The organism is Pirellulales bacterium (genome assembly GCA_036267355.1).
In the GTDB taxonomy this organism is placed as follows: Bacteria; Planctomycetota; Planctomycetia; order Pirellulales; family DATAWG01; genus DATAWG01.
Map to the genome: position 1 here is coordinate 1 of DATAWG010000126.1, position 10,573 is coordinate 10,573.

Annotated in this window: 8 protein-coding genes and 1 tRNA gene; 5 read left to right on the plus strand and 4 right to left on the minus strand. The window is 61.2% G+C overall.

What is annotated here, in order from left to right; translation table 11 throughout:
• The 3 genes from VHX65_19770 to dxr all read right to left on the minus strand — a co-directional run.
• On the minus strand, window positions 1-212 hold a 212-nt coding region (locus tag VHX65_19770), incomplete at its 3' end, for a transposase (protein HEX4000797.1).
• Between the two features lie 110 nt (window positions 213-322).
• Entirely contained in the window at window positions 323-2,626 is a 2,304-nt protein-coding gene (locus tag VHX65_19775; GenBank protein ID HEX4000798.1) for a site-2 protease family protein, read from the minus strand.
• Window positions 2,602-3,774 (minus strand): 1-deoxy-D-xylulose-5-phosphate reductoisomerase, encoded by a 1,173-nt coding sequence (gene dxr / locus VHX65_19780; GenBank protein ID HEX4000799.1) that lies wholly within the window; start codon window positions 3,772-3,774, stop codon window positions 2,602-2,604. Before dxr ends, VHX65_19775 begins: the two co-directional genes overlap by 25 nt.
• A gap of 376 nt (window positions 3,775-4,150) precedes the next feature.
• Between dxr and ftsH the strand changes: the two genes are divergently transcribed.
• Both ftsH and VHX65_19790 read left to right on the plus strand, forming a co-directional pair.
• On the plus strand, window positions 4,151-6,265 hold the full coding sequence (gene ftsH / locus VHX65_19785) for an ATP-dependent zinc metalloprotease FtsH (protein HEX4000800.1): 2,115 nt from the start codon (window positions 4,151-4,153) through the stop codon (window positions 6,263-6,265).
• Window positions 6,266-6,468: 203 nt separating this feature from the next.
• Window positions 6,469-6,963, plus strand: a complete 495-nt coding sequence (locus VHX65_19790; GenBank protein HEX4000801.1) for a hypothetical protein — start codon at window positions 6,469-6,471, stop codon at window positions 6,961-6,963.
• Window positions 6,964-7,059: 96 nt separating this feature from the next.
• Here the strand turns inward: VHX65_19790 and VHX65_19795 are convergent, their stop codons facing one another.
• Window positions 7,060-7,392 (minus strand): BON domain-containing protein, encoded by a 333-nt coding sequence (locus tag VHX65_19795; GenBank protein ID HEX4000802.1) that lies wholly within the window; start codon window positions 7,390-7,392, stop codon window positions 7,060-7,062.
• 332 nt (window positions 7,393-7,724) lie between these two features.
• Between VHX65_19795 and VHX65_19800 the strand changes: the two genes are divergently transcribed.
• The 3 genes from VHX65_19800 (at window position 7,725) to VHX65_19810 (ending at window position 10,569) form a co-directional block, all read left to right on the plus strand.
• Window positions 7,725-9,503, plus strand: a complete 1,779-nt coding sequence (locus VHX65_19800) for a redoxin domain-containing protein (protein HEX4000803.1) — start codon at window positions 7,725-7,727, stop codon at window positions 9,501-9,503.
• 539 nt (window positions 9,504-10,042) lie between these two features.
• Entirely contained in the window at window positions 10,043-10,327 is a 285-nt protein-coding gene (locus VHX65_19805) for an antibiotic biosynthesis monooxygenase (protein HEX4000804.1), read from the plus strand.
• 158 nt (window positions 10,328-10,485) lie between these two features.
• Window positions 10,486-10,569, plus strand: a tRNA-Leu gene (locus VHX65_19810).
• The last annotated feature ends 4 nt before the right edge of the window (window positions 10,570-10,573 follow it).

Below are 10,573 nucleotides of genomic sequence, written 5' to 3' on the forward strand. Positions count from 1 at the left end.
CCATCCTTCCGCGGCCAGACCAGCAAGTGCCAATGGTTGGGCATCAAGCAGTAGGCGAGCAGCCGCGTGCCGGCGCGCTCGACGGCTTGCGCGAGCACCTTTTCAAAGGCCTGATAGTCGCTGGGCGTCTCGAAAATCGGCAATCGCGCATTCGCGCGGTTGAGCACATGGTAGACAAAACCTCCAGCGTCGGCTCGCCGCGGCCTTCCCATGCCGAGGAACCTAACAAATTAGCCCGCCGGCGTCAAGAAAACGGTTCCTGACACCTTTTTGGCCCTTTTTGGCCCCCTTTTTGGCCCCTCGAATATCTGCGGCGGTAGCATTAGAACAGCGACATGATCCAATGGACGAGGCGGCTGATGTCGAGGCCGATCACGAAGATCATCAACGTCAAAATGAAAACCAAGCCCAGATAGGTCAGGTACATTTGCACGCGTTCGCTGGCCGGTTTGCCGCGGATGCCTTCGTACAATAGAAACATCATGTGGCCGCCGTCGAGGATCGGGATCGGCAGAAAGTTGATCACGGCCAGGTTGGCGCTCAAAAGCGTGAGAAAAATCAGCAGCTTGGGGATGCCTTGCTTGGCGCTATCGGCGGCCACCACGGCGATCGTGCCTGGTCCGCCCAGACCGTTGGGCGACACGCCGCCGCTGACGACTTTGCGTAGCGTGGTGACGATCTGCATCACCGATTCTTTGGTTTCGCGCCAGCCCAGGCGGCCGGCTTCGGTCCAGGAGTCGGTCTTGCGAATTTCCATCATCGGCTGCAACAGGAAACCGCGGCCTGGGAAATGGGCGCCCGGCACGCTGATCGTGTTTACGGTCGCAACTTGGTCGGCCCCTTTTTCCCCGCGCTGATAGGTGAGTTTCACCTTCACGCCGGTCGGGAAAATCTGCACCGCCGCGGCCAGATCGGGCCAGGAAAGCTTGCCGTCGGTCAGTTTGAGCGGCTCGGTGGGAAATTTCGGACCCTCTGCGAACTGCTTTTTCTCATCGTCGGTGGGCAGGAATTGGGCCGAGAGAATTTTGTCGCCCGGCTGAAGCGTTTTGGCGCCGGCCGACGCATCGGGCAACACCGCCGCCACGACGTTCGACACCGGATAGGCGATCCCCAGCGCGTCGCAATTGTAGAGGGTGCTTGGAATGCGGTTGTAGTCGAGCGGGGCGCGCAGGGTCGGGTGCAAAGTGAGCTTCGATTCATGCCCCGCTTCCGTGCGGCGAATTTCAATCGCGATCGGTTTGCCGGCCAGTTTGGCCAATTCATCGGGCAATCGCAGCGGATCGTCGACGGGCTTGCCGCCCACCGACTCGATCACGTCGCCGGCGCGAAGGCCGGCCGCGGCAGCGGGTGAACCATCTTGCACCGCCGCGATCGGGCCCATCTGCATCACGATGCCCAGGCTATGGAGCGGCGTGGGGGCAAGGGTGACTGCGAGCTTTTCGGGCTCGGGGGGCGGATTGCCCGGCACATCGCGGCTTACGCTGAACGTGATTTGCTCGTCGGCGTGTTGAGCCAATAGGGCTTCGATTTGGACGCCGTTTTCGAGCGGATGATTTTCCGAATCGACACTAGCCGCCACGATCCAATCGCCCCCTTTCAAGGCTGGCTTGGCCTCGGCGGCGGGAGTGTCGGGAAACGTGGGCGATGCGGAATCGCTGACCAGCGCGAGTTGATTGCTGCTGGCCGGGGCGACGCCGATCACGCTCCGTCCTCCCTGTTCGGCTTTATGGGCATCGGTCGGGCGGACGGTGAGCTCGATTCGCTTTGGCTTGCCGTCTGCTTGAGCGTCATTCTGTGGGTTTATCGGCGGCCGATCGATCATGAGCCGCAGATCGTTGCCGGCGCCGGTGAACAACACGCCCATCATCAAATCGCTATCGAAGCGGAGATGCTGGCTCGGTTTGTCGTGGTTGAATTGGACGATGCGATCGCCGGGGCGGATGCCCTGCGTCCATGCCGGATCGCCGGGAATCGCTTCGCCGACGACGCAGGGGATATAGCTGACGCCCCAGCGATAGGCGACCGTGGCGAAGATCACGGCGAAGATCAGATTCATGATTACGCCGGCCGAGATAATGGCCATCCGTTGCGGCACGCTCTTGGCCATGTAGCTGCGTGGGTCGAATGCTTCGTGGTCTTCGGCGGTTGGCTCGTGGGGAATATCGCCCTGCAGGCCGGCGCCGGAATGCCGCTGCGCATCGGCCGATTTGTTTGCGGCAGCTTCCGCGGCGGCAATTTGCTCGGGAGTCGCCGATGCGGCCGTCTGCGCTGCCGCCGCGGATTTAGCCTTGGCCCGTTCGCGTTCTTCGGCGGCACTGGCCGGATTGTCGTCTTGGCCGAGCATTTTTACGTAGCCGCCGAGCGGCAAGACGCCGATGCCATATTCGGTTTCGCCCCATTGGACGCTCCACAGCTTCTTGCCGGCGATGTCGAAGCCGAGAAAGAATTTTTCGCATTTCACGCCGCACAGCTTGGCGACGACGAAGTGGCCCAATTCATGGACGAAGATCACGAAGCCCAACGCCACGGCGGCGCCAAGAATCGGCAGCACCCAATGGAGCGTGTCCATCAAGGTGCCCAGCAGGGCAAAATGTCCCCACGTCAATTCGAACAGCGGTTGATCCACTGCAATGTCTCCTCTCGAGCCCACCGATCTATTTCGAAAATCCGATCCAACGTCGGATTCATTTCAAAGGCATGCCGCTCGACCACCGCTTTGCAAGCGGGAACAATCTGGTCGAACGGAAGCCGGCCGATGAGAAACTGGCCGACCGCCGCTTCATTCGCCGCGTTGAGCACCGTGCCGGTCGAACCGCCGGCCTTGGCGGCTTCCCAGCCCAACCGCAGCGCGGCGGCTTGCTGGCCGGCTGGCGGCTCGAAGCTCAATTGTAGCACGCGGCCGAAATCCATCCGCGGCGCCGGCCCGCTCCGCCGATGCGGATAATTGAGCGCATATTGAATCGGCAACTTCATGTCGGGCGGACTGATCTGTGCGATTGTCGAACCATCGATGAACTCGACCAACGAATGCACCACCGATTGCGGATGCACCACCACCTCGATCTGCTCGGGCTCGAGGTCGAACAGCCAGCGGGCTTCGACAATCTCGAGCGCCTTGTTCATCATCGTTGCCGAGTCGACGGTGACTTTTGGGCCCATGTTCCACGTGGGATGCACGAGCGTTTCCGCGACCGACACCTCGGCAAGTTGTTCCGGCGTGTGACGAAGAAACGGTCCGCCGCTGGCCGTGAGCACAACGCGGCGAACTTCGTCGCGCCGGCCGGCGTGCAAGGCCTGAAAAATGGCGCTATGCTCGCTGTCGACCGGCAAGATCTTCGCCCTGCTGGCCGCCGCAAGCCGCATCACCAGTGCGCCGGCCATCACCAGCGTTTCTTTGTTGGCTAGCGCGACGGTCTTGCCGGCCTCGAGGGCGGCCCAAGTGCTCCGCAATCCGGCGGCCCCGACGATCGCCGCTAGCACGACATCGATTTGCGGCCCCACCACGAGCCGATTGAGTGCCTCGGGGCCATAAAGCACTTCGGTCCCCTCGGCCAAGCCGTTCCAATCGGCAGCGGCGCCCGCCTCCGGATCGGTCACCACCACCCATCGGGGTCGCAGTCGCCGGGCTTGGTCCAACAGTAGCTTGCAGCTTCGATGGGCCGACAGCAACACCGCTTGCAACCGTCCGCTAGAGCCAGAAATCACTTCGACCGCATTGCGGCCGATGCTACCGGTCGAACCGAGCACTGCGACATAAGTCGGGCGGTTGGTCATGCAAGCGTCGCTGGGCGCGGTAGCGGGCGGATCTGTTATCGCAATTCTAGGTCGGCATTACGGTTATAACAATCGCAGAGCGGGCGGAGCCGCGATCAAAGTAGCAGGCACACTCCGTGTGCCGTCCGCACCGTTCTGGGCGCAACGCGTCGCGTTGCGCCGCCGGCACACGGAGCGTGCCTACTACAATAAAGGCGTTTTCGTCGCCCCTACAAAGGATTCGTGGTTTAGTGGCGCAGAGCGCTCGCCGCCCCGCGGGCAGCCGATTGACCCGAATCGGGCAGGACATAGGATAGAGGAAGCGGTTTTCCTGTCGCTCTGGAGTGCGGCGGCCGCCATTTTCAACGACCGAGCCCGCCCCGGACCACGCCCCGGTATGGAAAACCGCCCCGAAACGCCCCGCAAACCGTCCGAACCGCTCCGCAAACCGGCTGACAAACGCTCCCCGCCCGTCAACGCCCCTCTCGCCTGGGCTCTCGCCGCCGTCGGAATCGTGATTCTGCTGCTCGTGCTCTACGTCGAGCGAGATCAGTCGTATCAAATTCCCTACAGCGATCTGACGCGGTTGATCGACAACGGCTCGGTCGTGGTCAAAGATCCGAACGATCCGGCGCACCAGGTGCGCTACAGCAATCCCGGCGATATCCACATTGGTCCGCAGGAGATCAGCGGGAAGGCGATCCGCCAGGAAATCGCGGCGGCGCCGCTCGCCGTCGACGGTCCGAAGTCGATGACTCCGTCCGAAGCGGCGCCGAGCGGGGCGGATTCGGCCGACCACAAAGTCACGTTCCGAGTGAACAACAATCCGGCCTACGACAACAAGGACCTCCGCGAAGCGCTCAAGGCGCACAACATCAATTGGGACGTGACCGAATCGGCCGGCAGTTGGAAGACCTATTGGCTGCCGACGATCGCGCTCACGTTTTGCATTGTTGCCGTGCTGATCATTGGTTTTCGGCGGATGGGGGGCGCGGGCTCGCCGATGGCGTTCGGCCGCAGCCGCGGGAAAATGTATGCCCAGGAAGATCTGGGCATCATGTTCGACGACGTGGCCGGCATCGACGAAGCGGTCGAGGAACTGCGCGAGGTCGTTGATTTTCTCCGCACTCCCGAGCGCTACCAGACGCTCGGCGGCCGAATTCCCAAGGGTGTTTTGCTGGTCGGGCCGCCCGGCACCGGCAAAACGCTATTGGCCAAGGCCATCGCCGGTGAAGCGGGAGTGCCGTTTTTCAGCCTGTCGGGCAGCGATTTCGTCGAAATGTTTGTCGGCGTCGGGGCGGCCCGGGTTCGCGATATGTTTCAGCAGGCCGAGGCCAAAAGCCCCTGCATTATTTTCATCGACGAACTCGATGCCCTCGGCAAGACCCGCGGCACGAGCGTCGTCGGCGGACACGATGAACGCGAGCAAACGCTCAATGCCTTGTTGGTCGAAATGGACGGTTTCGATTCCAATAGCGGCGTGATCGTGCTCGCGGCCACGAACCGGCCCGAAACGCTCGATCCGGCCCTGTTGCGGCCGGGGCGATTCGATCGGCATGTGCTGGTGGATCGGCCCGACGTTCGCGGCCGGGAAGACATTTTGAAGGTGCATATTCAAAATGTGAAGCTCGATGCAAATGTGAATATCCGTGAGATCGCCACGATCACGAGCGGATTCGTCGGCGCCGATTTGGCCAATCTTGTCAACGAAGCCGCGCTGCTCGCGGCCCGGAAAGGGAAGGCCTCGGTCGGCATCGCGGAATTCAACGAAGGCGTGGAGCGCGTCACCGCCGGGTTGGAAAAGCGGAAGCGCGTCATCCACCCCGACGAAAAGCTCCGCGTCGCCTATCACGAAAGCGGCCACGCCCTCGTGGCGTACAGCTTGCCGAACACGGATCCCGTCCACAAAGTGTCGATCATCCCGCGCGGGCTGGCCGCCTTGGGCTACACCATGCAGCGGCCTGAAGACGATCGCTACCTGATGACGCAATCGGAGCTTGAAGCCCGCGTGCAGGTGCTTCTGGCCGGCACGATCACGGAAGAGATCGTCTTCGAAGACATATCGACCGGCGCCCAAAACGATTTGGAACGGGCGAGCGAAATCGCCCGGGCTATGGTGATGGACTACGGCATGAGCCTGCTGGGGCGGATGAGCCTCAGGGAAAGCTCGCGTTCGCCGTTCCTAGCCGGCGCCGGCCCCGACATGACGCGCGGCTCGGCCCATAGCGAACAGACGGCCCGCGAAATCGATCAGGAGGTGCGGCGGATCATCGACGAATCGATCCAAAAGGTCCGCGCTCTTTTGGAAAGCCGCCGGGCCTCGCTCGAGGCCTTGGCCAAGCGCCTGATGGAACGCGAAGTGATCGACGGCCAAGAGATGCGGCAGATCATCGACGAAACATCGACTAGCCCCTGGATCGCCCCCGGCACCAACACCGAACGCAAGCAACGTCCCGGCGTCGTGGAAGCTCCAGAACCGCGCGCCGCCGACCCAGCGGAAGGGACGATGTAAAACCGTAGGTCAGGCTTTCCAGCCTGACACAATCGACGCGCGGGGAGCCGCCGCCGGCCGTTCTCTACGCTCCATCGCAGAAGAAGGCGCGAGTCAATTCGTGCGAAGGCTGCGGCTTCCGCCATTTGCTTGACGCCGGTTCGCGACCGGGGGTACGATCCGGCGAGCGGATTCCAGCACGCTGCACATCCTGCCGTTCGCCCATGGCTTTATCCCACCGGCTGTCGTCGATATATCGCTGGCGCCCGTTGGGGATTGGCAAGCGATATTGGGTGGCCCTGTTTGTCGTGCTCGCGGTCGGCGGCGGAACCAATTGGCTTCGCGCGTGGGGGCACCGGGAATGGCAGCGAGAGACAGACTCGCTCGCGACTTTTCGCGATCGGGACATCAGCTTCACCAGGAGCCAAGTGCTTCCGGCATGGTTTTTCGGTCAGGACGGCGAGCGGGTCGTTGAGGTCTCTTGCGACGCCGGGCCAAGGCTCGTCCCCGGGGCCGCAATATTGGATCGCGATACGATCTGGGTTGGCACGGAATTGGAAGGATGGGCGATGCACCGCGTAAACAGCGAGCCGCCGCTGGCGGAGTTGCGGCGAGCCAAAGGAGAATTTCCGTATCTGAAGCACATCAAGATCGTAAAAGATTGGCGCGTCGACGAGTTACCGGTGGAGCAACTGCAGCAGTTTCAAGCGGCGCAATGAATCAAGCGCAACAGAATTCCTCTCGCAGCCCGCAAGAGAATCGGCAACATCCAGATTGGTTGCCACTCGATCAGCAGAAATACGAACCGCCGCTCGCTAGCGATGCGCGGTGAATTCCAGCGGATTTACCACCGCGACTTCGATTTGGTTGACCACTTGCCGGACGCCGGCCAGACCGCCGACGGCTTCTTGGGCCATTTGCTTGTGAAAAAACGTCGGCAGTTGGCCTCGCAACGTCAGAACGCCATGCTGAAATTCACAAAGCACCCGCCTCAGCACCGGATACGGACAAGCTGCCAGCCGGGCATGCCCCAATGCCACCATTCCCGCATCAGTGCCTTGACTCACCATACGACTCATTCCCTTGCGTAGTTGATTGTCGATCGGCCACGATGGAGACCGGTCGAAGAGCACTTTTCGTGCCGCCATTGAGGGGATCTCGGTTCGAGATGCCGTTACGGCGAAGGCACGAGAAATCTCGCTCCGAGGCGAAAATGCAGTATTATGGGCCAGCTCTCAAATGGAATTATCTGCATCATTTGGGCGCATGAGCCGCCTATTTCTTGGAGGCATACAACGCGATGCAGCCGGCATTCCGATCCCGATCCTTCTTTGGAGGAATCACCAAATTCGGGTAGGATTGGAAGGCATTCCCTGCGTTCGCGAACTGATCCGTACAAGGTTCTCCACAGATGCAATTCAACCGAACGCCCGTGCTGCGGGTGGGACGATCCAAATTACGCTCGGCGCTTTTAGCTGCCATGACGCTGGCTCTGGCGGCGGCAGCATGGCTCAATCGCTCCATGGCCGAGCCGCCGGTTATGAAGGAAACCGCCGGTAAGCCGGCGGCGACAAACGCCGTGGCCCAGCTCATCGGCCGGCGAGTCTCGAATTTCGTCGTCAAAGATGCCGGCGGCCAAACCAAGTCGCTGGCCGACTATGCCGACAAGCAGGCCGTGGTTCTGGTGTTCGTCAGCAGCCAGTGTCCGATCGCCAACGAATATCTGCCGATCATCGAGGAGCTGGCAAAAAAGTTCGCGGATCGATCGGTGCAATTTCTGACCGTCTATTCCAGCCCCAGCGACACGGCTGAAAAAGTCGCGGCCCAGCAAAAGCAGTTCAAGCTGACCTTGCCGGCGTTATTCGACCACGACCAACAGGTGCTCGAATCCGTCGGCGCCGAGCGAACGGCGGAGGCCTTCGTGCTCGATGCGCGGGGCGTGATCCGCTACCACGGCCGGATCGACGACCGCTACGGCTATGAGTACCACCGGGACACGCCAAAACGGAACGACCTGGAAATCGCGATTAATGAGCTATTGGAGCACAAGAAAGTCTCCATTTCGTCTACTTCCGCACAGGGTTGCTTGTTCGGCCACTGTGAGCGCGGGTTGGCCGACCGGACCAAAGGAAAAGTCACTTATTGCAACCAGGTCGTGCGGGTTCTCCAAGATAAGTGCCAAAGCTGCCATCGACCGGGCACTGCCGCCCCGTTTTCGCTTCTGGAGCCGGCAGCGGCCATGCATTGGTCGGAAATGATTCGCGAGGTCGTGCTCCAGCGGCGGATGCCCCCGTGGCACGCCGATCCGCGCTTCGGACAGTTTTCGAACGATCGCCGGCTATCGCAAGAGCAGCTCGACACGCTTGTGGCGTGGGTTGATGCGGGCACGCCAATGGGGGACAAATCCCAATTGCCGCCGCGACGCGAATTCGCCGAAGGCTGGACGATCGGCAAGCCCGACGTCGTGTTCGAGTTGCCCCGCGAGGTGACGGTTCCGGCAAGCGGGACGGTTCCGTATCAGTATTTCGAAACGCCGACCAATTTCAAACAAGACATGTGGGTGCAGGCGGCCGAGGCCCGGCCCGGCAATCGGGCGGCCGTTCACCATATCATCGCCTTCTATCGCGATCCGAACGGCTCGAAGCATCGCATCGAAGACCAATGGATCGCGGGCACGGCGCCGGGCGATATGGCGCTCGTCTTGCCGCCGGGCGTCGGCCGCCGAATCCCGGCCGGGGCGACAATCGTCTGGCAAGTCCACTACACGCCGACGGGCAAAGAGGAAAAAGATCGTTCGCAACTCGGGCTGATCTTTTGCAAGGGGCCCGAGCCACCGAAATACAATGTCGCCACACATGGCATTGGCAACCATCGCTTTCTGATCCCGCCCGGCGATGCGAATTTCGAAGTCGATGCCGAAATGAAATTGCCGCAGGATGTCACGATTCTGTCCTTCATGCCGCACATGCACTTGCGCGGCAAGGATTTTCTTTATCGGGCCGTCTATCCCGATGGCCATAGCGAGACGTTGCTTTCGGTGCCGCGATACAGCTTCGCCTGGCAGAGTAACTATCGCTGCGCAAAACCGATCCACCTGCCGAAAGGGACGCGACTGGAGTGCGTCGCCCATTTCGACAACTCGGCCGACAACCCGGCGAATCCCGATCCGACCAAAGCGATCCGCTGGGGCGATCAGACGTGGGATGAGATGATGATCGGCTACGTCGATTACATCGCCGGCAACGCGACGCGGCTGTAAGCTGCAAGCTGTGAGGCTTGAGGCTTGAGGCTGTGACGCTTGAGGAAGTGAGGCTTGACGCTGTGACGCTTGAGGAGAAATCGCGGCCGAAGGCTGCGGAATGCCTTCGTACCTCAAAGCATGAATGTCCCCGCTTCCTGTCCGAAGAGCGTTTTCTAAAGTGCGTTCTTCGGTGGGGCTGCCGTGTTTCCGGCCTGGTGCGGCCGCCACCGACGCTTCTCGAACGCCGGTGATGAATCGCAGCATACTTGAATATCCCCCGCAGATAGAAAACCGATCGCGGCCAGACAGGGAACCCCTTCGGCAGAGCCTCGGGCGGAGGATCGCCGCGCGCCATTGGGCCCACGCCATGCGCCAGGGATTGCCAGCGGACAGCGCGGCGTTTAGGCTTTGGTCACACTCGGCATTGTCGCGAAACACCAGCCCAAAGCGTTAGCGAGGCAGAGAACGCCTCGTGCGGCGAAGAATCCTCGCTACCACTTCGGGCTAGTGTGCGGGAGGTTATCGTTCGTCGCACCACGCAGATCAGGAGCCAGCAAATGATCACCGTCGGAATGAACTATCACGTCATCGAAGGCAAGCAAGCCGATTTTGAAAACAAGTTCGAGTCCGTGCTCGGCGCTCTCCGCGGCGCTCCCGGCCACACGGATTCCAAGCTCTTCAAAGATGTTGACGACGATTGCAACTATCTGATTATCAGCGAATGGTCCGACGATCAAGCGTTTCAGTCATTCATCCAGAGCCAAGCGTTTCGCGACGTCACCAATTGGGGCAAGGAGCAGATCCTCTCGGATCGGCCTCGCCACAAAATTTATAAGCACTAGAGAGGCTGTGAGGCTTGAGGCGACAGGCTGTGAGGTGCGCGGGGGACCGGACGCTTGCGCGTCCTTAGCCTGAGCCTTTTGGCCTTCCGCCTGGAGCCCTTCGACCGCCTCTTGCGGCGGCGTCGGTGGCCATCTATAAACGAAGGTCCGACGTGCAAGCCGAAGTGGCGGAATTGGCAGACGCGCTAGCTTCAGGAGCTAGTTCTCGAAAGGGAGTGCAGGTTCAAGTCCTGTCTTCGGCACTTG